The 23074-nt window shown below is 37.4% G+C and carries 28 protein-coding genes; 5 read left to right on the top strand and 23 right to left on the bottom strand.

Features of this window, described 5'->3' with window-relative positions:
* Positions 1-8: 8 nt before the first annotated feature.
* The 14 genes from OZP07_RS09550 to OZP07_RS09485 all read right to left on the bottom strand — a co-directional run bounded on the left by OZP07_RS09550 (position 9) and on the right by OZP07_RS09485 (position 11465).
* Complete coding sequence (locus OZP07_RS09550) at positions 9-1115, bottom strand: MBL fold metallo-hydrolase (protein ID WP_281638169.1); 1107 nt, start codon at positions 1113-1115, stop codon at positions 9-11.
* A gap of 67 nt (positions 1116-1182) precedes the next feature.
* Positions 1183-1746, bottom strand: coding sequence for a Crp/Fnr family transcriptional regulator (locus OZP07_RS09545; protein WP_281638168.1), 564 nt, complete (start codon positions 1744-1746; stop codon positions 1183-1185).
* A gap of 255 nt (positions 1747-2001) precedes the next feature.
* Complete coding sequence (locus tag OZP07_RS09540) at positions 2002-2436, bottom strand: DUF3872 domain-containing protein (RefSeq protein ID WP_281638167.1); 435 nt, start codon at positions 2434-2436, stop codon at positions 2002-2004.
* An 11-nt stretch (positions 2437-2447) separates the two neighbouring features.
* The gene (locus tag OZP07_RS09535; protein ID WP_349293660.1) at positions 2448-3008 is read right to left on the bottom strand and encodes a conjugal transfer protein TraO; all 561 of its coding nucleotides are present in this window, start codon (positions 3006-3008) and stop codon (positions 2448-2450) included.
* A 27-nt stretch (positions 3009-3035) separates the two neighbouring features.
* Complete coding sequence (gene traN, locus OZP07_RS09530) at positions 3036-3929, bottom strand: conjugative transposon protein TraN (RefSeq protein ID WP_281638165.1); 894 nt, start codon at positions 3927-3929, stop codon at positions 3036-3038.
* Between the two features lie 25 nt (positions 3930-3954).
* Positions 3955-5283 (bottom strand): conjugative transposon protein TraM, encoded by a 1329-nt coding sequence (traM, locus tag OZP07_RS09525; protein ID WP_281638164.1) that lies wholly within the window; start codon positions 5281-5283, stop codon positions 3955-3957.
* The gene (locus OZP07_RS09520; RefSeq protein WP_024981718.1) at positions 5270-5557 is read right to left on the bottom strand and encodes a hypothetical protein; all 288 of its coding nucleotides are present in this window, start codon (positions 5555-5557) and stop codon (positions 5270-5272) included. Before OZP07_RS09520 ends, traM begins: the two co-directional genes overlap by 14 nt.
* 20 nt (positions 5558-5577) lie before the next feature.
* Complete coding sequence (locus tag OZP07_RS09515; protein ID WP_281638163.1) at positions 5578-6006, bottom strand: hypothetical protein; 429 nt, start codon at positions 6004-6006, stop codon at positions 5578-5580.
* A 10-nt stretch (positions 6007-6016) separates the two neighbouring features.
* Positions 6017-6640, bottom strand: coding sequence for a conjugative transposon protein TraK (gene traK, locus OZP07_RS09510; RefSeq protein ID WP_281638162.1), 624 nt, complete (start codon positions 6638-6640; stop codon positions 6017-6019).
* A gap of 24 nt (positions 6641-6664) precedes the next feature.
* Positions 6665-7657 carry a conjugative transposon protein TraJ gene (traJ, locus tag OZP07_RS09505; protein WP_281638161.1) on the bottom strand — a complete coding sequence of 331 codons (993 nt, stop codon included), beginning with the start codon at positions 7655-7657 and terminating at the stop codon, positions 6665-6667.
* A gap of 3 nt (positions 7658-7660) precedes the next feature.
* Entirely contained in the window at positions 7661-8293 is a 633-nt protein-coding gene (locus OZP07_RS09500; RefSeq protein ID WP_281638160.1) for a DUF4141 domain-containing protein, read from the bottom strand.
* Between the two features lie 33 nt (positions 8294-8326).
* On the bottom strand, positions 8327-10822 hold the full coding sequence (locus OZP07_RS09495) for a TraG family conjugative transposon ATPase (RefSeq protein WP_281638159.1): 2496 nt from the start codon (positions 10820-10822) through the stop codon (positions 8327-8329).
* A complete protein-coding gene (locus tag OZP07_RS09490) occupies positions 10819-11148 on the bottom strand; it encodes a DUF4133 domain-containing protein (protein ID WP_281638158.1) in 330 nt (109 codons plus the stop codon). Before OZP07_RS09490 ends, OZP07_RS09495 begins: the two co-directional genes overlap by 4 nt.
* Positions 11149-11159: 11 nt before the next feature.
* Entirely contained in the window at positions 11160-11465 is a 306-nt protein-coding gene (locus OZP07_RS09485; protein WP_432419552.1) for a DUF4134 domain-containing protein, read from the bottom strand.
* A 181-nt stretch (positions 11466-11646) separates the two neighbouring features.
* On the opposite strand from OZP07_RS09485, the gene OZP07_RS09480 reads away from it, so the two are divergent.
* Positions 11647-12783 (top strand): DUF3800 domain-containing protein, encoded by a 1137-nt coding sequence (locus tag OZP07_RS09480; RefSeq protein ID WP_281638157.1) that lies wholly within the window; start codon positions 11647-11649, stop codon positions 12781-12783.
* Positions 12784-12851: 68 nt separating this feature from the next.
* Here OZP07_RS09480 and OZP07_RS09475 read toward each other — a convergent pair whose 3' ends face one another.
* From OZP07_RS09475 to OZP07_RS09460, 4 genes are all read right to left on the bottom strand, one after another.
* Positions 12852-13268 carry a ubiquitination-like system serine protease family protein gene (locus OZP07_RS09475; RefSeq protein ID WP_281638156.1) on the bottom strand — a complete coding sequence of 139 codons (417 nt, stop codon included), beginning with the start codon at positions 13266-13268 and terminating at the stop codon, positions 12852-12854.
* Positions 13255-14433: a ThiF family adenylyltransferase gene (locus OZP07_RS09470; RefSeq protein WP_281638155.1), complete on the bottom strand. Its 1179-nt coding sequence runs from the start codon at positions 14431-14433 to the stop codon at positions 13255-13257. Before OZP07_RS09470 ends, OZP07_RS09475 begins: the two co-directional genes overlap by 14 nt.
* Complete coding sequence (locus OZP07_RS09465) at positions 14408-15109, bottom strand: multiubiquitin domain-containing protein (protein WP_281638154.1); 702 nt, start codon at positions 15107-15109, stop codon at positions 14408-14410. The genes OZP07_RS09470 and OZP07_RS09465 overlap by 26 nt, the downstream gene beginning before the upstream one ends.
* A gap of 314 nt (positions 15110-15423) precedes the next feature.
* On the bottom strand, positions 15424-15669 hold the full coding sequence (locus OZP07_RS09460; RefSeq protein ID WP_281638153.1) for a DUF2188 domain-containing protein: 246 nt from the start codon (positions 15667-15669) through the stop codon (positions 15424-15426).
* Positions 15670-15818: 149 nt separating this feature from the next.
* On the opposite strand from OZP07_RS09460, the gene OZP07_RS09455 reads away from it, so the two are divergent.
* A complete protein-coding gene (locus OZP07_RS09455; protein ID WP_281638152.1) occupies positions 15819-16172 on the top strand; it encodes a helix-turn-helix domain-containing protein in 354 nt (117 codons plus the stop codon).
* Complete coding sequence (locus OZP07_RS09450) at positions 16169-17083, top strand: ImmA/IrrE family metallo-endopeptidase (protein WP_281638151.1); 915 nt, start codon at positions 16169-16171, stop codon at positions 17081-17083. The genes OZP07_RS09455 and OZP07_RS09450 overlap by 4 nt, the downstream gene beginning before the upstream one ends.
* Positions 17084-17402: 319 nt before the next feature.
* Here OZP07_RS09450 and OZP07_RS09440 read toward each other — a convergent pair whose 3' ends face one another.
* The 4 genes from OZP07_RS09440 to OZP07_RS09425 are packed head-to-tail and all read right to left on the bottom strand — an operon-like array spanning position 17403 to position 20141.
* Positions 17403-18251 (bottom strand): hypothetical protein, encoded by an 849-nt coding sequence (locus OZP07_RS09440; protein ID WP_281638150.1) that lies wholly within the window; start codon positions 18249-18251, stop codon positions 17403-17405.
* A gap of 38 nt (positions 18252-18289) precedes the next feature.
* Positions 18290-18925 carry a conjugal transfer protein TraD gene (locus OZP07_RS09435; RefSeq protein ID WP_281638149.1) on the bottom strand — a complete coding sequence of 212 codons (636 nt, stop codon included), beginning with the start codon at positions 18923-18925 and terminating at the stop codon, positions 18290-18292.
* Between the two features lie 3 nt (positions 18926-18928).
* Complete coding sequence (locus OZP07_RS09430) at positions 18929-19369, bottom strand: DUF3408 domain-containing protein (protein WP_281638148.1); 441 nt, start codon at positions 19367-19369, stop codon at positions 18929-18931.
* Between the two features lie 4 nt (positions 19370-19373).
* The gene (locus tag OZP07_RS09425; RefSeq protein WP_281638147.1) at positions 19374-20141 is read right to left on the bottom strand and encodes a ParA family protein; all 768 of its coding nucleotides are present in this window, start codon (positions 20139-20141) and stop codon (positions 19374-19376) included.
* A 699-nt stretch (positions 20142-20840) separates the two neighbouring features.
* Here OZP07_RS09425 and mobA point away from each other — a divergent pair.
* Entirely contained in the window at positions 20841-21278 is a 438-nt protein-coding gene (gene mobA, locus OZP07_RS09420) for a conjugal transfer protein MobA (protein WP_281638146.1), read from the top strand.
* A 2-nt stretch (positions 21279-21280) separates the two neighbouring features.
* Positions 21281-22585, top strand: a complete 1305-nt coding sequence (gene mobB / locus OZP07_RS09415) for a conjugal transfer protein MobB (protein WP_281638145.1) — start codon at positions 21281-21283, stop codon at positions 22583-22585.
* 75 nt (positions 22586-22660) lie between these two features.
* Here the strand turns inward: mobB and OZP07_RS09410 are convergent, their stop codons facing one another.
* Positions 22661-22942 carry a hypothetical protein gene (locus tag OZP07_RS09410; protein WP_281638144.1) on the bottom strand — a complete coding sequence of 94 codons (282 nt, stop codon included), beginning with the start codon at positions 22940-22942 and terminating at the stop codon, positions 22661-22663.
* Between the last annotated feature and the right edge of the window lie 132 nt (positions 22943-23074).

The raw sequence follows: 23074 nt of genomic DNA, 5'->3' as shown, positions 1-23074 counted from the left end.
TTTTAAAGTTAAGAAATTGCACATCTGTTTGCTCCAGCTTCTAAATCAATTGGATTTATAGTACTGAAATCTCCTTTTAAATTTAATGCTACAATTTCTAAATAGTTAGTTGGAGTTGGTGGAATACGATTTAAAATAGTATCCGTAAAATCTTTTTCATTTAGTTGCAGCATTGCTACATTGTTTTTTACAAAACCAATAGTGGTTTGAATAGGTTGATTATCAAATTCAACTGGTTGACTTGTATGTGAAGGTAAAACAACACTATTTTCATCAAGTGCTAATAATGTTTGTAATGATTGATATAGATTTTTTGTTTTTTCTAATGCTTCGTCGTTATTGGCTTTTAAGTCTGGTCTTCCAACTCCATTAATGAATAAAGTATCTCCTGTTAGTAGTGCTTTTTCATCTATAAAAAAAGTAGTGCTTTCTAAAGTATGTCCCGGAGATTTTAAAGACACTATCTGAATATTTCCTAATTCAAAAATTGTATTATTATTTATCGGTTCATAGTCAAAAGTCACATTGTTTGGATGCGGAAGAAATAAAGAAACATTATTATTTTCTGCTAATTGTTTTGACCTTGAAATGTGGTCAGCGTGAATATGAGTTTCAGCAACGTATTTTAAAGTGAAATTTTCTTGCTTTAAAATTTGTTCATAAACTTCGATTGGAAGTGAAGCATCAACTATAATTGCTTCATTATTTGAAACTACAATATAAGAAAGACAACCTTTTCCTGTTCGTCTTAATTGGATGATTTCAAAATTTGGAAAAGTAATTTTAGCGGTATTCCAAGACAAACTCCAACCTTTCATACCATTTTCTAAAGAATAAGCATCAAAACCTTGGCTTTGTAATATTTCAGCACCAATTAAACTTGTCTTTCCGCCTGCGCAAATTACAACAACAGGAATATGCTTTTCAAGGTGCAAACCTTGAAAAGCATATTTATCTTTTGTTTTTAATTTTTCGTAAGCATTAACGTGAATACTTTGTGGAATATGCCATTCTACTCGTTCTTGTATCGGTCTAATATCAATTATAGAAACCTCTTTGCCTGTTTCTAACCAATCTCGAAGTGTTTTTGTATCAATTGTTTTTATATGTGTCATTTTGATTTATTTTATTTTACAAAATTCGACACTTAAAAACACTAATCCTTTAACATAAGATAAATAATTACTTAATTGCTCTTATTCTACTCAGACTAACTTGGGTAATTCCTAAATAAGAGGCAATATGTTTTAGAGGAACTTTTTTTAAAACATTTGGTTCTTCTAAAATCAAAGAAGTATATCTTTCCTCTGCCGTATGAAATTGAATTCCTTCAATTCTGTTTACAGTCTCTACGTAAGCAACTTCGAATATTTTTCTAAATAATCTTTCAATTTCAGGATAAGTGTCGTACAATTTAAAAAGTAGAGTAGCATTTATTGCTACGATTTCACTATCCTCTAAAATTTGTATTGCCTTTCGTGATGGCTTTCCTGTAAATAAACTTTCAACTCTTGCGATAATATTGTTTTCAAAAGCAAAGCTTTCTGTAATATCAATTCCATCTTTGTAATAATAAATCCTTGCTGTTCCTGTGTTTAGAAAATAAATAGTTTTGCAAGTATGACCAATAGTTTGTAATTCTTGATTTTTTTTAATTTTTATAATAGAACATATTTCAGAAATAGCATTTTCTGCTTCTTTGGAAAGTGGATTGTGTTTACTAAAGTATTGGAAAAGCAAAGTCATAATTAAATTTCTTTCAAATTTATGAATCTAAATTCTTAAAATATCTCAATTATAATTTTATTATTAATTTCTTGTTTACTGGTGTGAGTTCTGCACTGCACATTTATTAGAATTTAATAATGCTATTTTCAAATTAATATTATTGTATCGAAAGGAATTAAAGTAAAGATTGACAGCCTGAAAATAAATCGTAAAAAATTGACCTGCTGAAATACAGCAGGTCAATTTAATTTATATTAATCGTCAATAATTTCATTAATCACTGCTGTTTAACTGAAAACTTAGTTGTTTCTCGTTACCAAAGTTATCAGAAATCCATACTTCAAAGGATTGGGAGACGGTGGAATGTGAAGTATAATACAACCTGAATTGTTTGGTTGGTAATTGATACAAATCGTTGGGCAGATACGGTAGCTCATCATAATACTGCAAAGTTCCTTGTCCATCAAACTGAAAGTAGCGAAGATAGTATTGCGTATTACTATAATTATAGGCAGCCTCTATCTTTAGCCTGATATCCAAGGTATTGCCATTAGCAATTTCTTTAGGTATGGGCATCACCATTACCTCAAAAGGGAAATTATTTTGTATTTCAAGTTCTTCTTTGCTACAGGATGTAACGGAACTTATCAGGATTGCCAGCAATACTGGCAGTAATCCTATTCTGAATTTATTAAAAAATGCTGTCATCCTTTTATGTTTTAAAAGTTAAACCTCAATCCTACACCCGCTGAAGGTCGGAACTGTTCCAGATCCGTCCCCCACAAAACTTTTGTTCGTCCCTGAAGAATCAGTACAAAACGGTCGGACAAGTAAGTTTCAAAAGACAGTCGTCCACCTGTTCCGTAAATGAAATTATCCTCACTCAATATTTTTGCACCGTCATACAACAAAATTTCACCACGGTTAATGCTTTCATAACCCAATACACCAGTTATTGCCGCATTCAGGCTAATGTTCTTACGGGCATCGCCCAGCAGGAAGAAACTGTAACCACCTTCACCTGTGTAGATTTCCTGTGGTAATCGGAGGTTTTTATAGTCATCAAACTGGTGCGTATATTCCAATGCCCAAAGCTGATAATTGCCGTTTTTACCGTTTACGGTCATACCAATATTGAGGTAGTAGTTCCTGCTGGGATAGTCATTTGATAAGGTTCCAGCGTTTACTTCCATTCCTTTCTGTTTAGGCAGCATGCGTTGTGCCTGTGTGATAGTAATACCCATAAAGGCAAACATCATCGTATAAATATACTTTTTCATTTTTCTATTATTACTTTTAATGAATTATTAAAATTTCAGGTGCATATCATTAATCAAACGAGCCTTAATCAAATCGGAATTTTCTACCTGTAGCGTTTGATGTCTACCACCGTTCTTCTCGAAAATCTCAATCAGTAACATCTTGTCATCGGCAATGGTAAACTGATCCAACAGGAACACATTCTGCTCGGTTGTTTTACCACCAATCTCACCCAGTGGCTTGTAAGTGCGCAGTGGTATCATTGGTCTTTCCTGTACAACGGTTCGCTTTGCGATCTTTTTGTCTACTACTTTGAAATTGATAAAATCAATCTGGAAAGGAACATTTGTACGGTTTGCGAGTGCTGTATGGAAATAGTATTTACCATTATGGATGTAAATTCCTTTCAGGATAAACTGTATGCCGAAACTTTTCGCTCCAATATGCTTTACAATGCGCTTATCGTTTTTGTAAATGGTTTCCAATAACAAACCAGCCAGAGATGGGGTGTTGTTACCCAACTCTTCAAAAAGCACATCGTTTCCACCGGCTTTATCCACTGCCTTCTGCATTGTTAGCAGGTCATAACTCAATACCTCTGGGAATGAGCTGTAATGCACATTGAAGCTGTAAAAGCGGCCGTCATTGGTAATTACCGAAAAATTAGTTTCCGATTCAAACTCTCTTACCGATGCTTTTACTCGAAGTACATTTTCCGCATCTTCTGCTTTTCCTGCAATCAGGTATTCACTGCCCAGATCCACATATCGGATAGCGGTTGGGAAAATCAGATGTGAAGTCTTGTCATAGGTAACTTCCATACAGTACGGTTCTATCTTGCCCAAAGCAAGAGGTGTTTTTGCACTGTCCTGTGCAAAGGAGGATACGGCAAAGCCAATGATCAGTGCAAATGCCCAGAAGGTTCTAAAATGATTTTTCATTGTTTAATTCTATTTATGTTTTACATTATTTTTTGGAGACAAGAAACAGTTGATGACCTGCCTTTAAGGTAACTTTCGGTGTCTTCAATTTTTTGGAGAAATAGCCCGAGATGCCCTGTACTACACCACGGCTCAAATCAGCAGCAACCTGTTGTCCTGCTGATTGGGTAAGCATAAGGCTCGTTCCGGATTGCTGGCTCATATTACCTGCCATTTCGGTAAGAGCATTCATTTCGGGCGAATAGGGCACATCCAGCCCCTGCTGTCCGTCCAGATCATAAATCGTAATATCAACTGGGATGATGTTTCCCTCCAGTTCTATGGAGGTAACTTTGAGATGTAAACGTCCTCCCTCGAGTTTGGCATTAGCCGTTAAAATTGTTCCTTTGGGAATGATACGATTAGGCATTTGGACAGGCTCCAATAAACGGAGGTGTACACCGCTTTCACCGATAATAGTCTGGGTTTCCTGTACACAGGCTTTGATACTGTTTTTGGGATGTATCACTTGTTCTAAAGCACCAGCAGTATAAAAATCCCTGTTCTTATTTTGGCTCCAATCAGCTAAAAAAACACTATCGCTAGGCTCACGATACAAGGCCGATACGGTGTTCTTTCTTGTAGAAGTTAATGCCACAAACTGCTCTTTTTTTGTAGAGGGAAAAGATTTAGAAACATCACCATTGGCAGGTACAGCTTCTCCCGTATTTGTACCTGAAGGAAGATATTTTGCAGCCATCTGATAGGATTTCTCCATTAATGCCAATTGATCATCTACTGTTACTCCAGCTGGAACGTCTTTCTCAGCCAGTTTTTCCTTTAATTCCTCTAATTGCTTGTGGAGTTCCTGTGTTTCTGAATTATCGTCCTTATAGAAAGAACCTAATGTGCTTTGCACGTTGCGATAACTGTTCAAAGCGGGATTACTCTGTTTTCCAGATCCGTGGGCACTACTGTAGCTTTCTTCCTCGTCAGGCAGTTCCTCTCCCGCTTCTCCTTTTTCGTCTTCATTCCAGTAATCAGAAAGAGAGGTGAGATCGTTCCGTTTTTCCTGATTCTTAAGTTCCAACATTTCCTCTTCGTATGCTTTACCCTTATCTTCAGGCATTCCTGCACCAGTAGCTTGAGGCACAACCTCGTTCAGCCCGATTTTATCAATTTCCTTTTTCTCGGAAGACGGTTTAAAGATCAGGTACATACAGCCTACAAATACGATTCCCATTAAACCAAATATCAGCGGCTTTTTTAGCCTTTGGACTTTATCCTGTGTACTGTCTTGCAGTACCTCATCGGTTGCTGCTGGGTTACCTTCAGTTACCCGAACAACCGCTTTTTTGTTCTCATTTACTTTCATAAATCTTATTTTTATAAATTGTTGTTAATGTATCCTGCAATTTTGTAGGACTTTCATTTTTTTTGTGGATGGGGTTCTCGATATGCTCAATGCCTATATCGTTACGGGACTTTGAAGTTTCATACCATACTTTGCCAATGACCCCTGCAGTAAGTAGCAGATAGCCCACAAAGAAGTACAGCATACATTGATGCTGTTTTTGTATTGGCAATACCCGCCAACGTTCATCCAGCTTGTCAAAGTACCTGTCCATAGTTGTTCTTAATTTTTTCATAGCCTTCAAATTTCTTTTTGTTATAGCTTGAAACGCTTTGGACTTTTTTCTGCCTCCTGCTTCGGCTCTTCACTAACCAAAGCGATTGAAGCAATTGCTTTGGGTACGGATAGTATAGAAAGGTCTGTCAAAGTTGATTTTTTCATCAGTTGTCCGAAGCCATCTTTTTTTGCTACCTCCATTCTGTTGAGAGAGAATTTGCCGTTCAGGTATTTTACCCACATATTGCATTCTACACGAGGCTTATCTTCTCCTGACCATTGCAGATAGCTTGTCAGCAACAATTCCTGTTTAGGCAAATTGTCGGCATCCTTTTGGCAACTTTCGAGATATTCACAAATACTGTCTTTTAGCTTTCCGGGATACGCGCCCTGAGTGTGGAAATAACCGCTATATCCTTTTTCGGTAAGGGTTATAGCGAAGGTGTTTAAATCTGAAAATGTTTCCATACTCTTATTTTTAGCGTTCAATAACTTCAATATCCTTGTTTTCGACCACCGAAAATTTTTCGATATTGAAGCCCTGCGGGTTATTATCCGAACGGACGGAATTGACCAGATAGCAGGAAGTTACCAGATTACGTTTGGTTACATTACTGGAACGGATAATAAACTGTTTAGCATACGTATGTACCGCATAGGGATACTTGTCGAAATTGCAAACCACGCTATCCACTTCGATACGCTGCTGTACATTCCCCGATATAATACGGTTGTAATATCCTTTTTCCGAAAGGTCTTTGTAATAATCAAAAGCACTTTTATCGGCAAGGTTAAACGCCCGGCTCATATTGCTTTCGATAGCATTTTTATCAGGAGCCAGCGTAAAAAACAGTTCGTGAAAACGTCTTACGTGTTCCCTTGCTTCAACTGGTCGGTTGATGGATGCATCCTGTGCAAGTGCCAGCATCAATGATTTGCCATTATCCAGTACATAGATCTTTTGGCGTTGTTCTTCTGCAAAGCGGTAGGATTGCCAAACGGCATATCCTGCAACACTGGTACAGAGAACGGTAAATACAAGGGCATACAGCCTAATTTGGAGAAAACTGTTTTCGATATTTCTTAGCGTTTTAAATTCCATTTTTTACTGATTAATAGTTTTACATTATTTGAGTAACTGTCCGCCGATATTTCCTGCTGCCGAACCTGCCCCAGCTCCAGCAATATTTCCTGCTTTCATTGCGGCTTGGTTCACATTACGGGTAAAGTTTCCTGCGCCACCAGCCTGAATAATCCAGCCTGTCACGGTCGGGATGGTAAAATATCCCACAATGCCAATGATCATAAAAATTACATAAACGGTATTTGAGGTGTCGGGAATAAAAGTAGGGTCAGCAAGCATTTCGATATCCCTTTCAATAATCAGGGATTGTATCTTGGCAAGCATAGAGCTGAAGAGGTCGGCTACGGGTAACCATAAATACACACTGACATATCGTGTAAGCCATTGCGTAAGTGTCGATTGAAAACCATCCCAGACCGATATTGCAAAAGCAATTGGTCCGAGTATAGATAATACAATCAGAAAGAATGTACGTATAGTGTCAATCACCAGAGCAGCTGCCTGAAATAAAATTTCCAGTAATTCCCTGAACCAGTTTTTTACAGACTGCTCAATGCGGTACATCTCTTTTTCCATATACATCCCCGACATCGTGGCCAGATCGCTTGGCGACCAGCCCAGTTCTTCTAGTTTTTTATCGAACTCTTCATCCGATACCAAATAAGCGTTTTCAGGATTTCGAAGCATGGCTTCCCGTTCCAACAGGTCTTTTTTTGTCTGTAGGTCGTTCAGGTCAAGCACCTGATTTTCGAGGATGGCATGCGTACCTTGCACTATCGGGCTAAGGATTGCATTGATTGTTCCAAGTACCATGGTTGGGAAAAACATGATGCAAAGACCTAAAGCAAAAGGACGCAGTAAAGGATACACATCAATCGGCTCTGCCCGGCTTAGTGCCTGCCACACCTTAATAGCTACATAGAATAAGGCCCCCAAACCAGCCACTCCTTTCGCCACTGCCGCCATATCGGCAGACAGTGGAAGCATTTCATCATACAAGGAGCGCAGAACCTCATGAAGATTATCAGATTCCATGGCTTACCAGTATTTTTGGTTTGGAGTTCCATAGAGGTCAAGCACTCGTTTGGTATTGTTCTGCTTCTTTGCTCTTAAAATGCTTACCGAGATATTTTTATTCGTATAGTAGCGTACCAAGCTGTGGTATTCTTTCACTTCCTTGTACACTCGGTCAATAATATCCATACGCTCTTTGTCATTTAGGGAAAGACTTGATGAACTTACAATCTGTTTGAGTTCTTTCAGTAATTCTGTACTCTCACCCAGCAATACTGAATAGCCGTTGGCAATAGCTGCCAATTCCTGCGCAGAAAAGTTGGGGTCGTTCATCATTTTGCCAAAATTCTGAACATACATTTCTGACACATCGCCTACTAGCAGTACTGTCTGCTGTACCTTGCGGGCATCTTTTACAAGATTGTTGACGGCTTGCAACTTATCATAGTATTCCTTGCCTTGCTTATATACCTTTTCCACTTCTTTGAAATTTTTAATAACATTAGATACCGTCGATGAAGTCTGTATAATTTCATTCGCACTGTTAAGAATTCCTGAAGCCAGGTTTGCGGGATCTGTAACCACCCATTGGGCTTTTGCGCACGGTGCTACAGCCAACATTAGCGCTGCACACACCATTAAAATTAATTTTTTCATTGTTCTTCTTTTTTTAAATGATTGATAATTGTTTTACTTTTCTCTTCTTTGCAGAGCTATCCGCTTGATAGCCTGCTCTACATTTCCGCCCAGTTCACCGGCAAGCCGCATCACTTCCATTTTTTCGGTTTCCTCGGTGGTATAGGCCAAATATTCTTCAACCGACACTTCTGTAGCATATACAGCCGAATGGGTGCCGCCTAAACCTATCCACACTTCCTTGTAAAGTCGTGACGGATCATTGTTCATGTTGATGGAAAGCACCTGTCCCTTCTCCTTTTCTGTAAGTCCAAGCATAGCCTGTATGTCATCAAACTTGTTCATGTACTTGCGCTGGTCGAGCAGGATTTTACAATCGGAGTTATTGATGATACTTTCCTTGACAATGGGCGATTGGATGATGTCATCGACTTCCTGTGTTACTACAATGGCTTCACCGAAAAACTTTCTAACCGTTTTGAAGAGGTACTTTATATATTCTGCCATACCTTCCTTGGCAATCGCTTTCCAAGCCTCTTCAATCAGTATGAGTTTGCGGATACCTTTGAGTCTTCTCATCTTGTTAATGAACACCTCCATGATGATGATGGTCACGATTGGGAAGAGGATTTTGTGGTCTTTGATTGCATCAATTTCAAACACAATGAAGCGTTTGGAAAGCAGATCTAACTGTTTATCGGAATTGAGCAGGTAATCGTATTCGCCTCCTTTGTAATAAGGTTCCAGTACGTTCAGGAAGTTGGCAATATCAAAGTCTTTTTCCCGAACCTGTTTTTCTTCCAGTACCTTACGGTAATCGCCCTGAACATATTCATAGAATCCATTGAAAGAAGGATATACCTCATCTTGTTTGATACGTTCAATATAACCGCTTACCGCATTGGACAATGCCACTTCTTCTGAACGGGTTGGTGGTTCATCATCCCTTTTCCAAAGTGTCAGAATCAGCGTTTTGATACTTTCTCTTTTTTCTATATCATATACACCATCATCGGTATAGAAAGGATTAAAGGCTATCGGATTATCCTCTGTGTAAGTGAAATAAACCCCGTCTTCGCCTTTGGTTTTTCCTTTGATGAGTTCGCACAAACCTTGATAGGAATTACCTGTATCCACCAACAGCACGTGTGCACCCTGCTCATAATACTGCCTTACCATATGGTTTGTGAAAAAAGATTTTCCCGAACCTGACGGCCCCAGTATAAACTTGTTCCGGTTCGTGATAATCCCACGTTTCATCGGCAAATCCGATATATCCAGATGGATAGGCTTTCCTGTCAGGCGGTCAGCCATTTTGATACCGAAAGGCGATGGCGAATTGTGATAATTGGTTTCTTCAGTAAAGAAGCACAAAGCTGGTTCGATGAACGTATAAAAGCTTTCCTCACTTGGAAAATCACCTGCATTGCCAGGCATTCCTGCCCAGTACAGCGTAGCTGCATCGTTGGTATTATGACGGGGTTTGCATTCCATCAGTGCCAAAGCACTACCGGTGTCGTTCTTTAGCTGTTTCAGTTCGGCAGGGTCTTCCGACCAAGCCATGATGTTGAAGTGAGCCCTGATGGATGACAGTCCAAAACTGTGTGCTTCGTTCAGATAGCGTTCTATCCATTCTTTATTGATTTGATTGGCACGGCTGTAACGAGCCAGTGAATGCATATTCCTTGCGGACTTCTCAAATTTTTGCAGGTTATCTTCGCTGTTATCCAAAAACAGATACTGGTTGTAGATATGATTGCAGTTTAGCAGCAATCCCACTGGAGCAGCAAACGACAAACGGCAGTCGCTCCGGTCGGTAGATAGTTTTTCGTAACGAGTATCTGCTGATGCTGTTGAGGGCAGGTCGTCTGTATCGGATAAGGTATGCAGGCACAATCTTTTGTTGCCAACACGTACTTCCTCTGCTCCCAATCCGATGTCCTGCATTGGTGTCCCGGCCTCCCTCGACAGCGTTAGATACTGTTCCAATAACCCCTGTTTTTCATCCGTACCAATGATGTCCTCTTCTGTAAAACGTCGCAAACCGATAAAACCACTGTCATTTGCAATACGTTCAAACTGTGCTACCGCTTCCATAAAACGATGGATTACTTCCTTATCCCTAATTTCTTTTGGTATAAGAGCACCTTTACAAAGCGACGAAAAATTGCTCTGCATACGCATTCTTTCCTTAGTGGTCTTGGTCAGGAACAGGTAGCAATAATGATTAAGAAAAGGACGTTCGTTAAAATGCAGCTGATAGGATTTACCCAAAAAACTCAAATCATCGCCAGCAATATCGGGCGCATAGTTTTCCTTGATGTACCAGTCTTGTTTGTGGATAACTGTATAATCGGGCAAAGTCTTAATGGCTTTGTGCCAAGCAGAATGAATAGCTTCATATTCCGCAGAAGCCACCGTGAACAGTTCCGGCAAACGCACTTCAAAACAGGCGGTAATGTCTGCATCCTTGGAGAGAATACAATTGTTTTCTACCGCCAGTAATGGAAACTTATTTTCCAGCGTAGTGGTCTTGGCTACATTTCTCATAAGGCATTCGATTTAGAAGTGAACTTTAAATAGCGGTGTAAAGGCTTGCGACAGATGATGTATCGTGGGTGTCTTTTTCTTGCCCCAATTTTCATCAGCCCGTGTTCCCCATACTTTTTGTTCAATGAAAAGGTCTGCCATACAATCAGCGAAGCACCGCCTGCTCCAAGCAACAGGCAGATATAAGAGTTTACGCCAGCCATATACATTATCATTACAAGGATTAGTGTACCAAGCAGTCCGCCTGCGAAAATGAACAAGTATTGTGCTTTCAACCCCTTAAATTCTACACTTCTTCCAATGCCTTTATTGATATTGTAATTCATAAAGCAAGGGATTAAAGGAAGAATGAACGCAAAATGGTAGCCGCAACAATCAAGAAGATACACGCACCAAACCAGCTTGCCGCAGTCTTGCTCGTATCGGGGTCACCACTGCTGAACTTGCCGTACACTTTAACCCCTCCAATGAGACCTACCACGGCTCCAATAGCATAGATGAGTTGTGTGGCAGGGTCGAAATAGGACGTAACCATTTGAGTGGCTTCGGTAATACCAGCTGAACCGTCTCCCTGTGCCATCGCACCCATTCCTGTCAGCAATGCCATTGTTGCCAGCAGGATTTTTTTTCTTTCTTTTTCCATGATTTTAACATTTTAAATTGTTATGTTTAGCCTGCTCGATGCAGATTATCCAGACAAATATCTAATGGAAAAGGAGGTGTTATAACAAAGTGGCAGTGAAAGGAATTAATTGGCTATGGGTGGCATTTATAAAGTCATTTTGATAACTTAGCCTTTTAATTAATTTAATAAGTTAGCTAGTATGATAGACTTTGAAATAGCAGAAATAGAAGTAGCTAACCAATTTGCCCAAATACTGAATCCGCGAGTAGATTTTACAACACCTTACATATTCTACTATGATGAAACCAATAATATCAAAACATTCTATGTAAGAGAAAATGATTTCAATTTTACATTTACCGCAAATTTTGTTTTGGGAGGACTTCTACATCATGGAATCGTGCCGGACGTACAGTCATTGATTGATAGCTTTAAATTGCAGAAAACTGCCAAAGAAGTTAAATTCAAACATATCGCATTCGGAGATTTTCTTGATTGTCTTAAATCGCAAAAATTAAACCTGTTCTTTCGCTTTTTAAAGGATAGCGATCTTTATGTACATTACTCAAGCCTTAATATTCTCTATTGGTCAGTCGTCGACATTGTGGATTCTGCTATCATGAACTCCGAGGTAGCTATGCGATTAGGCTCTCAATTTACCAGCCAATTGAAAAATGACCTCTACAAACTCTGTCGGCTTGAAATAGAGGCCGTTATCAAACTTTTTTATGCTTTTGATTATCCTAACATTAAGCCTGAAAAAATTGGCGATTTCATAGAGCAATTAAGTAATCTTTTTGAAGATTATCTTCCGACACCAGAATTTCATTTTGGACTGGAATCTTTACGGCAGATATTAAGGGAATCTAAAAAGAAAGGTGCATTAGCTTTTGTAATGGATGAAGAAGATCACGTTCTATTAGCAGATCTGACACATTTTTATCTAAGACCCACCTACACTTTTAAGAACTCGACCCATATATTCGACAATGAGGACTCCATACGTGAAGCATTGGATCAGTATCGAATTCTGGACAACGGGGTTGAGTTTAAAAACTACTCTTTCGTAGATTCTCAAGATAACCAATTAACACAACTGTCTGATATTTTTATTGGCTTCATTGGTAAATACACTCATTACAGGAACATACACTCCATCGAAGAGATTAAGGCAGATATCGACTCCTTCTCGTCTTTACAATTAGAAAACTTGAAGTTTTTTATTGATATCATTAATAAATCTGACCAAAAAAATCCTGCGTTTCTGCATTCAACAGATAGTTATGAGGAGATTATGAAATTTGGGACGCTTTGCGAGATTATTGCAAAAAAATAATCTTACAGACAATATAAAAATAAAGCCGAAGGATTACCTCCGGCTTTATAGAGATAAAAATCAAAATTCTACAATAAGAAAAGTTTGGACAACTTCTGCCAAATAGTAGTTTTTAAACTTTTCTGTATGACCAGTTCTTCTTTTGGAATATTTGGAACTTCAAAATAATCTAACTTACGTTCCAGATTATTTTCTCTACCCAAAAGAATTTCCCTTTCTGTCCAACGACTAGCAAACTCAATTTTATTGTTCCTTATCCAGTAATGGGACTGACATTCAAAATTCCAATTACCTATAGAAGGATAGAGCGTAACTTCTTTACCATTAAAAGTCAATTTCCAATCTGTCGGAGATAATGGAGTAACCACTTCGTTACCGCATCCACATACACATTTATGTATTGCAGTACAGTATTCGATTGAGATGTACAAAACACCTTTTTCAACCTTCTCAGGAATGAACTCAACGAATTTATGCTGTAGCATCTTCATTAAAAATTTTAGATACTCCAATAGAATATGAGCAATGATACTCATTTTCCAAATCAACATAAATTCCGGATATCTTCTTCCATTTTATAATAGCAAAAATAGCATTCAATGCATTCAATTCAGCAATCTGAATATTGGTGGCGTATTCATTATTATCAGAATCGTCCGAAAAAATACGGAGAGGTAGATGGTCGTTTTTGTCACGAGTCGCGGAAGTAACCCTTACAGCGCCTGTAAGCTTGCCTTCAACAACATTAATCCCTAAACCTACATCGGAAAAAGCAACTCCTGCACTCACTAAATAATCCGTTATCATTTTCCTTGCGGCATTCCTGTCAACACATACAAATACATAATCCATTTGATTCAACTCTTGTAAGTTTTCTTTCTTCACATAGTAGTCATGGACATGGATATACTTGTGCATGTTTAAATATAGTTTTTGAAAATAGGCTACCTTTTTCGGATTTTCAATCAGATCATTTATTGATGCTGCACCAGGAGAACGAAAGGCGTTATGTTGGTCAAAACTATCGCCGTCGTAAAGGTGGATTTCTTTTACTGGGTTTTTAGCCACCATATCCAAAATATAAGCTCCAGTGCCTCCCAACCCAATAATTGCTATTTTCTGTCGTTCTAACTTTGCATTAATCGATTCGATGTTTGCGCGACTCGAATTAGTATCAATGTATTGAAATACCGTTTCATTGCAACTGTCCGCTATAACTTTAAAAGTCTTTTCAGTAACCAATGGATTCATATATTTCGCAGGAGCGGAAATGATGTCTGCATACCTCTTGACTTTTTCATAGTAGTTTGGATATCCAGCAACAGGCTTATTTGAAAAAGACCTGTTTACTGTAATCAGATGATTCAACACAGAAGTAGTGTTACTATGTTGAATAGCTGTTATAACTGTACCGTCAATTTCACAGGGATTCTCCCCTATAAAATGAATAACATGGTTATCCGGCATTCCCGTTCGGTGATTGTTGCATAACATAAGCGTACTTACCAATACTCCATACTGGATTTGTCTATTTAGATCAACAAAAGGTATATGGTGGATAAGTAAATATCCACCAATAACCTCGATCTCATAACCTTCGTCTCTTAGACGTTTAAGGTCAGGACTATGATTTATCAGTTGCTGTGACATCGAAAATCATTTTATTTTTGACAAGAACACTTGAAGCTTTCACCATAGTGCCTTCTGGTTTAGGTTCCCAACCTCTACTGTAAGTAACTGTATAACCCTTATTTGGATTATTGTCATATGCTCCGAAAGCCAACACAACTAATTGTTCAAAAGAAATATTTACTTCTTTCCATATATGCGGACGAGCGTTTACAATTATTGTTACTTCCATTGGTCTTGGTTTAGAGAAAAATTTCTCTTTACCTGGACGAGCTAAGTCAACAACTTCTTCATCTAATATTTGATCATCTTGCCAATCTTGTTTAATGTCAAGAAAGATATCATCTTCAACAGGAATACTGCCGAGTTCTCTGATTTGAATACCTCGAATATATTGTTTATACCAAGTAAATGGCTTGTCATTAATAAAGAACTGAAGCTTTTTCTTCACAAAGAAATACTCTGTTTCAGGTCGAGCCAGATTAACTTGTTTCTCATTTTCAATAAGCTCATCCTGATATGGCTTACTGATTGACAAAAACAACTCGGTATCTAAAGGTATTCCTGAAAGCTGCTTTAGTTCAGCCCCTGTTTTGTACTGATCAAAGGCTTCATATCCTTTACCTTCTATTACAAACTTTAAGGGTACTTTTGAATTAGGGGAGTATGGTGCCCCTTGATTATTATTTGAATTCATCTTCTAAATAATTTTAATATTGATTTATAAAAATTGTCCATTGCCTATCATTTCAGCAATGGTAGGGCTTGCCCTAGAATAGTTTTATCTTTTGTGCAATTGAAATTTTATAAAATTAATACCTAGCCCCTACTCCTCAATCATTAGGTTCGTAGGTTCAAAATCATCAAAAGCTTGCTTATTTCAAATAAAGGAGGTAGTTTTGAAGTGCAAAAAACATTATTACCAAGAGCCTTGCAAGGGCTTTTGTTTCCTTTATGAATTAAGCCAGGTGATTTTTGCCTGGTTTTTTTTTCTTAATCGCTTTCTTCTCATTAAAATTTTGTGTCTTTCATTGATTTTGGATCATTTCCAGGCTTGACGGTATCACTGTCCCTAATCGGTCCACCATTCGGACGATGTATTCTTACTTCACCACCACCATTGTTTGCTGAAAACTGTTTTGCAAGTTGTTCCGCTTGCTTTTGTGTACTTACAATGGCTGAAGCTTTCTTGCCACTTTCTTTTTGAACATTCCATCCTTCTTGTCCTTTCTTTTGTGTTACATGATAATTTGCCATAATTCTATTTTTATAGTTTAAATTAATATTGCAAATATATAAAAATCTAAATATATCAAGCAAATATTTTTTATATATTTAGATTTTAATTAAAATTACGCTTGATATATTAAGCATTTATTATATCTTTGTATAAAAAAGATGAAAAGATGAGCTCACTAGGATCAACTTTAAAAGATGCAAGGAAAAATGTAGGACTGACATTGAGACAAGTAGAAGAAATGACCGATATTTCTAATGCCTATCTTAGCCAATTAGAAAATGACAAAATTAAAAATCCATCTGTACATATCTTATCAAAACTGTCATCTCTATATAAAGTCTCATTAAAAACACTTCTTTCAAATGCTAAAATGATAGATAAGAAAGAAGCTCAACAAGAAGAAATTAACTTAAACTTTGCCCAAAAAATAGCTTTTCGAGCGGAAGATTTAACAGAAGATGAAAGAAATGATATATTGAAATATTTAGAATTTATTAAATCACGAAAAAGGGAATTATGATAGATGATTTTACTCGAAAAGAAATTGAAAAGGTATCGTATAACATTCTAAAAGAAAGTAAATCTTTTGATATTTTCCCTACACCCGTAGATAAGATTTTATCATACTCTAATTTTGCAGTTGATAACAAAATTGACTTGCAAAACATCGATAATTCTTTTTTTGACTCCTTCAAAGAAAAACTAATAGATCCTTCAAAAAAGGCTCTAGTACATGCTCTATCAAAAATAAAAGGTTTTTTTTACAGAGAAGAGAAAATCATATACATAGATGCGAATCTTGATAAAAATATTGGAAAAAAGAATTTTGTCAAATTACATGAAATTGGACATGGAGTCTTATCATGGCAAGATGAAATTATCTTGGCTTTAGATAATGACGAAACTTTAAGTGAAGAGTATGATGAGCAATTTGAAGCTGAAGCTAACTATTTTGCTTCTATCACATTATTTCAACATGAAAGGTTTCTAGAAGAATGTGAAAAGTTAAATTTGGGATTAGGTTCAGTCATTGCTTTAAGAAAAAAATTTGGTGCATCTGTACATTCTACCTTTAGAAATTATGTATTGCAATCTAAAAACAAATGTGCTTTACTTGTATTGAATCATCCTGTAAATGAAAATGGATTCACAAATATATTGACTACAAGAGATTTGTTTTATTCAAAATTTTTTCTACAGGAGTTTGGGGAATTAACACTTCCTGATGAATTTGGTTTTAAATGGGCATTCGTTCAAGATTTCAAATTCAAAAAAAAATTTCTTGAAAATGGAACAATTTCTTTGATGACAAAAAATGGAGAACAACTAAAAGCAAGTTATCATTTTTTTAATAATACATATAATAGCTTTGTATTTATTTTTCCGAAAGGGGAAAAAAATAGAGCAAAAACTAAAACAGTTTTACAATAGTTGATTTTGTCTTTCCAAATCTCTTCATAAACATCACTTTTTTAATTCTATAACAACAACCCAAGTTGCAAAAAGATGCTTGCTCACACAAACCCCCAATATCAAAATCCTCCAAATCATTTTTCCGCAAAGTGGAAGAACCAGCATCCGTTTCAGAAGAAAGGCTCCCGTCCAACAGTTCGACTATTTTATGGGACGCACTTTCTATGGAATTTTTCAATAGGCTGAATAATTCGGTTCCCTGTATTTTCTGAGCAAAAATTGGGCATAAAAAAATGCCAGAACTTTTGGCTCTGACGCTTCTTTTATATAGAAAATTTTACATTTTTCTACCATTTTTTTGTTCAGGGAATATATCTGATAATTTCTTGGCTTCTATTTTCTCTTTTTGTTCCAATTTTTGTTCTTCAAGGTTTAACTTAATATTTTTTGGAATGTTGGTTTCCTTCCATGGTAGTGTTCTCGCTTTAAAGTGTAATTGAAGAGTATCTTCTTTTATAAGGTGTCCGGGCCCAAAACCATATTTTATGTTCCAGCCAACATTATCCAATTCACTAAGATGCGGAAATTTTATCACTATGATTTCCTTGGGCAGTTCGGTAATGGTACGAATACCCACTTCCTGAAATTCACGCGTTTTTGGATTATAAGGAATAATATATGTCTGGTAATAACGATCATAATACTCCCTTATTTCAGATAAATCTATTCCTTTGGACCTAAAGTCATCTTTTGGTCGAAGCTTGTCCATCACTAAATCAACATAAAAGGTGTGTCCAGCAATATCCAATGTTGGCAATATTTTTTTGTTCCATCGCAAATCAATCGGACTTCCCGGTTTTATCGTCAATTCAAAATCTGTCTTTCCCGAAATTTCTTCTATTGTTAGATTGTACTTTTTTGCCATACCTATAGGATCGAGCTCTACAAGATTGGGGATTTTTATTTCCTTTGAATGGTTGTTATTGCCCAGAGCCATTGATACTCCAAAAGGAAGAAAATTATTGATTGTCATATCATACTGAAAACGGTAACCATCACCAACATACAGCATCTTTTTAATGCTCATCCTATTTTGAGGGTTGCCTTTTTCCTTTAATTCATTTTTTATAACATCTACAAAAAAATCCGTTCCTTCGATGTTCACTGTCGGTAATTCTCGTTCCATAATATTCTATTTTTAAAGAACAAAGGGAAGTCGTCTTTTCAGACAAACTCCCCAATATCAAAATCTTCCAAATCATTTTTCCGCAAAGTGGAAGAACCAGCATCCGTATCAGAAGAAAGGCTACTGTCCAATAGCTCGGCTATTTTACGGGAAGCATTCTCTATAGAATTTTCCAGTAGGCTGAATAATTCGGTTCCCTGTAATTTTTGAACTATTGCTATGGCTGTTTCTTTTTGGGATTGTTCCAAATTTCCCTTTTGGAGCAACTGCCCTACAGAGCTTAATTCCTCGTAGGTAACCCCTTGGGCAAGACTGTTATCGCCACCGGATATTCCGTACCTGTTCCATTCTTCTTCCTCTTCCTCCAAATCAGGCATATTACTGAAAACTTCGTCCAGCGCTGACTGCGGAATTTGAATACCTGCGTTTTCATTTTCGTCGTATTCAATGTCTAAATTATCAGGGTTAATCTCCGGTTCCTCAATTTGGCTCTCATTGGCAGTGTTTGGCACGTAAAGTCTTCTTACAGGCTTAGGCTGACCCATAATATCGGGCAGATTTGGATTAACTTTTTCCTGCATCGGCTTTTGCTCTGACCTTTTTTTAATGATAATCTTGTCCTGCAAAAGCAGGACAATTATTATCAGCAGACATATCACAATTACTGTTTCCATAGTTTATAAAATGGGTTTGTATTTATCATTAAAACTCTTGGTAATCTGGTCGCCAAATTCCTGAAAATGGTAATCCAGCAAATTGTCTAAATAGGCATAAATAGTTATTTTGTCTTCGCCTATTACTTGGACAATCCGTGACAGTTTTTCGTGAAAATCTGGTCGGATATAAACTGTTTTCCCGTCACGGGCATTGGTATCGGGTCTTCTGAAAAAGATACTTTCATAATCTGCTTCACTTGTCTTTTTAGTTCTGACTTTTTCTTTACCCGCAGGTTTCACCTGTGTTACTTCTTTAAGCTTAATCTCTTCTTTTTCGAGTGCTTCGATCGGCGGTTCAGGCGGAAGCTGTAATCCGTCCTTTTTAATGCCGTCCACCATAAGGTTCATCATTAGTTCCTCGTTAATATCAGGCGTGGCTTTTCTTTTATTGTCTTTCTCCATAGGGCTATAATTGAATGATTTTCAAAAATTCGTCTATGAACAGGTCTAACTGACAGGCTTTCATCAAACGTTCATCGGGAGGCATCACGGTAGAACGGAAAACGGTTTTGCTATCCACTTCGCTTTCTTTACGAAAACGGGTACTGCTTTTGATTTGGCTTTGCATCAGACTTAACCCTAACTGCTTAATAAGTTGGTTATACACTCTATATAAGGGCGTGCTTTCCCTACCATCAACTTGGTTCCAAAACAAGTTAATAGTTTCTATGAAAGTTTCTCCTTTTTTCATAATCACGTCCTGCAAAAGCTGTGTGAAGATGAGCGTACTTTCCATTACCACACGATCTGCCATAATAGGTGTAAAAATGTGGTGCATTCCTGCTAATGCTTTCAGAATGCCGGGCGTGTTTACGGTTCCTGGTAGGTCAAAGAATACAATGTCAACCGGAACGGCAGAAGCGTTTACAAATTCGTGACCCTCTTCCAATACGCTATCAGCCTTGCACTGGATAATCGGGTAGGCTTTTTTGTTGATGGTAGTAAATTGTTTGTACGCCAGCTTTTTCAAAGCCTCATTTTCCATTACCATAGCCAAATCCCTTGTCTTCATTTTCATAAGACTGTGCTGTGGAAAATCCGCATCAAATACGGCTACGTTGTAGCCTAACCGATAGTGCATCGTACTTGCAACAAGCGTTGTAAAGGTGCTTTTGCCAACACCGCCTTTTTGAGAAGAAAAGGCGATAAATACTGTTTTGTGTTTTGTGTTCATATTTCTACTTATTTAATTATTTATATATCCAATTACTTATGCCCGCATATAAGCAGTTAGTTATGCATCATTGGATCTATGTTCATAAACCTGTACAGACGCAAGTATGCCGAGAGCTGTCTATATAGCCGAATACGTATTTATATTCGTATGCAGATAAGCAGTTTTTTACCAACATATCTGCTTAAAACCTTATGTGCTTAACCACATAGACAAGTACAGATTGAAGTACCTGTTTACATCCATATTATTGCACCTTTCTATATCGGTGCTTACGTATTTACGTTGTTACCTGCACAGCCACTTATGCCCTTATATCTGTTTATAAGTACAAAGAAATGCAGATATATAGGTGCTTTTATTAACCTGGCATGGTTTGGCGTTCAAAGGCAGTGTTTGGCACTTCCGTATAGTACAATCCTTTCGTAAAGAGGAGTTTACTTTGTATAATGAATTTTATTAACGGATTTATGCAAAAGTCTTTTGACAAAATGGAGATTAATGGTAATGGCTTCGAGCCGTTTTTCCCTGTTACATTTAATCCGTCCCGCAGGGCGGATTTTTGTGTTCAACAGAACACGGCAAGTTGTGTTTTGAGGCACTCGAAACCGAGTTAGTGCCTCAAAACAACTTGCCCTGCTGGGAGCTAAAAAACCTCTCCGAAGTCGAGATTTTGTGTGAGTTAAAAATGGATTAGTGATGAACGAAAACAATAACCAAAAACAGAATAAAGGCGGACGCAAACCAAAAACCGACCCGAGCATCCACCGCCACGTTTTCCGTCTTACAGACGAAGAAAATGCCAAACTTTTATCGCTTTTGGAAGCATCGGGAATGCCTAATAAAGCAAAATTTATAATTTCCCTGCTGTTCAGTAAGGAAATGAAATCGGTTAAAATTGATAAAGGAACGGTTGATTTTTATATGCGATTGACTTCTTTTCACAGTCAATTCCGCTCCGTAGGTGTTAATTACAACCAGATTGTAAAGTTGTTGTACAAGCATTTTTCCGAGAAAAAAGCAGGGGCGTTCCTTTACAAATTGGAAAAACAGACGGCTGAAATGGCGATGCTATGTCAAAAAATCATTCAGATAAGCGAGGAATTTGAAGCAAAACATTTGAAAAAACAGCCTTAAAAATGATAGCAAAAATTGGCAGAAGTGGAAATTTATACGGCGCATTGGCATACAATCAGCTCAAAGTAGAGAACGAAAACGGATATATTTTGTTTGCCAATAAGATGATTGAAACCGCTAACGGTCATTATTCCGTTGCTCAATTAGCCCAATCTTTTGCGCCTTACCTGATAGCCAACCGCAATACCGAGAAACATACCTTGCATATTTCGCTCAATCCCGACCCTAAAGATAAGGTAAGCGATGACAGGTACAGGGAAATGGCGAAAGATTATATGAGGGAAATGGGTTACGGCGAACAGCCTTTTGTGGTATTCAAACACACGGATATTGACCGTAGTCATATTCATATTGTATCGGTTTGCGTGGATGAAGAGGGCAAAAAGATTTCGGATAAATTCGAGAAAATGCGGTCTATGAATGTATGCCGTGAACTGGAAAGGAAACACGGATTAATACCCGCAACGAACAAAGAGCGTAATCAAAACGACAAGATTTTCCGCCCGATAGATTATCGGGCAGGCGATGTGAAAAGTCAGATAGCTTCCGTCATACGCCATCTGCCCAACTACTATCAATACCAAACTTTGGGAGAATACAACGCTTTACTTTCGCTGTTCAATATTACTACCGAAAAAGTGGAGGGCGAATTGCAGGGAAAAATGCAGAAAGGTTTATTGTACATTCCGTTAAATGAAAAAGGAGAAAGAGCCGGACATCCGTTCAAGGCTTCTCTGTTCGGAAAAAGTGCTGGATTTACATCTGTAGAATTACATTTTGAGAAAAGCAAAACAGTTTTGAAAAACCATCCAAGCCAAAAAACTTTGCAATCAGCCGTTACCATTGCCCTGCAATCAACAAGTGATGAGCAGGCTTTTAAAAAACAGTTAGGCGAACAAGGCATTAACGTCGTGGTACGCAGGAATGACACAGGACGTATTTACGGAATAACTTTTATTGACCATAATTCAAAAGCAGTTTGGAACGAATCACGTTTAAGTAAGGAACTTTCTGCCAATACCTTTAATGATTATTGGAACAATAATATCAAACCCGACATTAATATCAAACCCGACATTAAAGAGCCGGTTAAACTACAATCGAAAATATCAAGACCAAATGATGCAGGTCTTCCTGCGGAAGAACCGCACCAATTATTCAATTTCTTGAATACTATTGAAAAACACGAAGACGGCTTGATTGAAGCATTAGGCGGTTTATTGCCCGAAACACAGGGCGAAGATTATGAGGAACAGGATTTTACTAATAAGATGAAGAAGAAAAGAAAAAGGAATACTGGTAATTAAAGATAAAATCAAACTATCCGAGAAAAGTATCAAATTTATCGGATAGTCCAAATCTATAAAGAAATGTTCCTACTACTATTTTTTCCAATTTTGAGTAACAAATTCATTTAGTTTATCTCGCATTACAATGTTACTAGCTTCTGGAAGTCTTATTATTTCTTCAATTTTTTGAAAACTGGATTTATTTTTTAAATCGTGGGTTTTCATAAACTCGTTACAAAAGTCTATTACTTCATAACGTTCTTTTTTGTTTACACGAACTCTGTCTTTAGTGCCTGTATATTCTGGGTCATCGCCAGTAGTTGTCTTGTTTTCATAATCTTTATGAACCAAGTCATTTTCGTCAAATTCTGCCATAACTATAATTTTTAAATTTCGTTAAAACTACAAGTTTTAAGTTTTTATTACTTACGGTTTTCCGTAATAACGTAAATTTATTTTGTACAAGCCAAACACTGCCACGAACTGCCATTGACTGCCACATTCTTA

The organism is Flavobacterium marginilacus (genome assembly GCF_026870155.1).
Lineage (GTDB): Bacteria > Bacteroidota > Bacteroidia > Flavobacteriales > Flavobacteriaceae > Flavobacterium > Flavobacterium marginilacus.
Note: the sequence above shows the minus strand (reverse complement) of the source record. Positions and strands in the feature narration are given on the sequence as shown.

Excerpts from the sequence above, each read along its gene's own strand:
- OZP07_RS09490 (WP_281638158.1), bottom strand. The coding sequence starts at position 11,148 with ATGAATTACAATATCAATAAAGGCATTGGAAGAAGTGTAGAATTTAAG.
- OZP07_RS09465 (WP_281638154.1), bottom strand. The coding sequence starts at position 15,109 with ATGAATTCAAATAATAATCAAGGGGCACCATACTCCCCTAATTCAAAA.
- OZP07_RS09540 (WP_281638167.1), bottom strand. The coding sequence starts at position 2,436 with ATGACAGCATTTTTTAATAAATTCAGAATAGGATTACTGCCAGTATTG.
- OZP07_RS09435 (WP_281638149.1), bottom strand. The coding sequence starts at position 18,925 with ATGGAAACAGTAATTGTGATATGTCTGCTGATAATAATTGTCCTGCTT.
- OZP07_RS09550 (WP_281638169.1), bottom strand. The coding sequence starts at position 1,115 with ATGACACATATAAAAACAATTGATACAAAAACACTTCGAGATTGGTTA.
- mobA (WP_281638146.1), top strand. The coding sequence starts at position 20,841 with ATGAACGAAAACAATAACCAAAAACAGAATAAAGGCGGACGCAAACCA.
- OZP07_RS09495 (WP_281638159.1), bottom strand. The coding sequence starts at position 10,822 with ATGAGAAATGTAGCCAAGACCACTACGCTGGAAAATAAGTTTCCATTA.
- OZP07_RS09485 (WP_432419552.1), bottom strand. The coding sequence starts at position 11,465 with ATGGAAAAAGAAAGAAAAAAAATCCTGCTGGCAACAATGGCATTGCTG.
- OZP07_RS09440 (WP_281638150.1), bottom strand. The coding sequence starts at position 18,251 with ATGGAACGAGAATTACCGACAGTGAACATCGAAGGAACGGATTTTTTT.
- OZP07_RS09430 (WP_281638148.1), bottom strand. The coding sequence starts at position 19,369 with ATGGAGAAAGACAATAAAAGAAAAGCCACGCCTGATATTAACGAGGAA.
- OZP07_RS09480 (WP_281638157.1), top strand. The coding sequence starts at position 11,647 with ATGATAGACTTTGAAATAGCAGAAATAGAAGTAGCTAACCAATTTGCC.
- OZP07_RS09515 (WP_281638163.1), bottom strand. The coding sequence starts at position 6,006 with ATGGAAACATTTTCAGATTTAAACACCTTCGCTATAACCCTTACCGAA.
- OZP07_RS09500 (WP_281638160.1), bottom strand. The coding sequence starts at position 8,293 with ATGAAAAAATTAATTTTAATGGTGTGTGCAGCGCTAATGTTGGCTGTA.
- traN (WP_281638165.1), bottom strand. The coding sequence starts at position 3,929 with ATGAAAAATCATTTTAGAACCTTCTGGGCATTTGCACTGATCATTGGC.
- traJ (WP_281638161.1), bottom strand. The coding sequence starts at position 7,657 with ATGGAATCTGATAATCTTCATGAGGTTCTGCGCTCCTTGTATGATGAA.
- mobB (WP_281638145.1), top strand. The coding sequence starts at position 21,281 with ATGATAGCAAAAATTGGCAGAAGTGGAAATTTATACGGCGCATTGGCA.
- traM (WP_281638164.1), bottom strand. The coding sequence starts at position 5,283 with ATGAAAGTAAATGAGAACAAAAAAGCGGTTGTTCGGGTAACTGAAGGT.
- traK (WP_281638162.1), bottom strand. The coding sequence starts at position 6,640 with ATGGAATTTAAAACGCTAAGAAATATCGAAAACAGTTTTCTCCAAATT.
- OZP07_RS09455 (WP_281638152.1), top strand. The coding sequence starts at position 15,819 with ATGAGCTCACTAGGATCAACTTTAAAAGATGCAAGGAAAAATGTAGGA.
- OZP07_RS09425 (WP_281638147.1), bottom strand. The coding sequence starts at position 20,141 with ATGAACACAAAACACAAAACAGTATTTATCGCCTTTTCTTCTCAAAAA.
- OZP07_RS09450 (WP_281638151.1), top strand. The coding sequence starts at position 16,169 with ATGATAGATGATTTTACTCGAAAAGAAATTGAAAAGGTATCGTATAAC.
- OZP07_RS09410 (WP_281638144.1), bottom strand. The coding sequence starts at position 22,942 with ATGGCAGAATTTGACGAAAATGACTTGGTTCATAAAGATTATGAAAAC.
- OZP07_RS09545 (WP_281638168.1), bottom strand. The coding sequence starts at position 1,746 with ATGACTTTGCTTTTCCAATACTTTAGTAAACACAATCCACTTTCCAAA.
- OZP07_RS09470 (WP_281638155.1), bottom strand. The coding sequence starts at position 14,433 with ATGTCACAGCAACTGATAAATCATAGTCCTGACCTTAAACGTCTAAGA.
- OZP07_RS09475 (WP_281638156.1), bottom strand. The coding sequence starts at position 13,268 with ATGCTACAGCATAAATTCGTTGAGTTCATTCCTGAGAAGGTTGAAAAA.
- OZP07_RS09460 (WP_281638153.1), bottom strand. The coding sequence starts at position 15,669 with ATGGCAAATTATCATGTAACACAAAAGAAAGGACAAGAAGGATGGAAT.
- OZP07_RS09535 (WP_349293660.1), bottom strand. The coding sequence starts at position 3,008 with ATGAAAAAGTATATTTATACGATGATGTTTGCCTTTATGGGTATTACT.
- OZP07_RS09520 (WP_024981718.1), bottom strand. The coding sequence starts at position 5,557 with ATGAAAAAATTAAGAACAACTATGGACAGGTACTTTGACAAGCTGGAT.